Origin of the sequence: Streptomyces sporangiiformans, from assembly GCF_005768555.2 — a bacterium.
GTDB classification, from domain to species: domain Bacteria; phylum Actinomycetota; class Actinomycetes; order Streptomycetales; family Streptomycetaceae; genus Streptomyces; species Streptomyces sporangiiformans.
The window spans coordinates 1-623 of sequence record NZ_VCHX02000198.1 but is presented as its reverse complement, the minus strand read 5'-3'; the positions used below and the strand labels follow the sequence as shown (position 1 = coordinate 623).

At 65.0% G+C, this 623-nt stretch carries 1 protein-coding gene; it reads right to left on the bottom strand.

Going from position 1 to position 623, the window contains the following annotated elements; genetic code table 11:
• Window positions 1-9: 9 nt before the first annotated feature.
• A partial coding sequence (locus tag FGD71_RS34865; protein WP_140936017.1) for a helix-turn-helix transcriptional regulator occupies window positions 10-623 on the bottom strand: 614 nt, incomplete at its 5' end.

The following is a 623-nucleotide window of genomic DNA, read 5'->3' as shown; positions in this document are numbered from 1 at the left end:
TGTTGCGGGTCAGGACGTTGGTGACGGCGCATAGTGGTGGGCAAGATTGGTGGCGAGGTCGCGGAGGTGAGCCCTGGCTTCGGTGGGGCCGTGCACAGTGATGGCGCTCCCGAACGGCAGTAGTGCTCGCACGTCCTCCAGATGCAGGAAGCGGATCGTTACCTTGCGGCCAGTGGCGGATTCTTCATGGTCGTCCGGGACGAGTCGTAGGCCAAAGATCCGTTGCGCTCGCTCGATCTGGGTCTGGTCGATGGTGGCGCTGACCTCTATCGCGTGGTTGTGCTCCCACTGAGCAATGAGCGCTGCAGCGACGGTGGCCAGGGTCTGGCTCTCGCGGATCCGTCGTGGCTGGTCGACTTCTTTCCACGTCGTGATCCGTTCGAGTCGGTACATCCGTGGCACTCGGGCACAGTCGGCGACGAGGTACCAGATGCCGGCCTTGGCGAACAGCCCGTAGGGATCCACGACCAGGTCGCGTGGGCATGACTCGCGTGGGCTGTCGTACTCGATCCGTAGCCGGCGACCTCGCCGCACTGCGCCGATCAGCGAAGCCGGAGTCGTGCCGGAAGCTCGTGCCTGACGCCAGGGACGGCTGTCCACGTGCACTACGTCGGTGAGCGGCA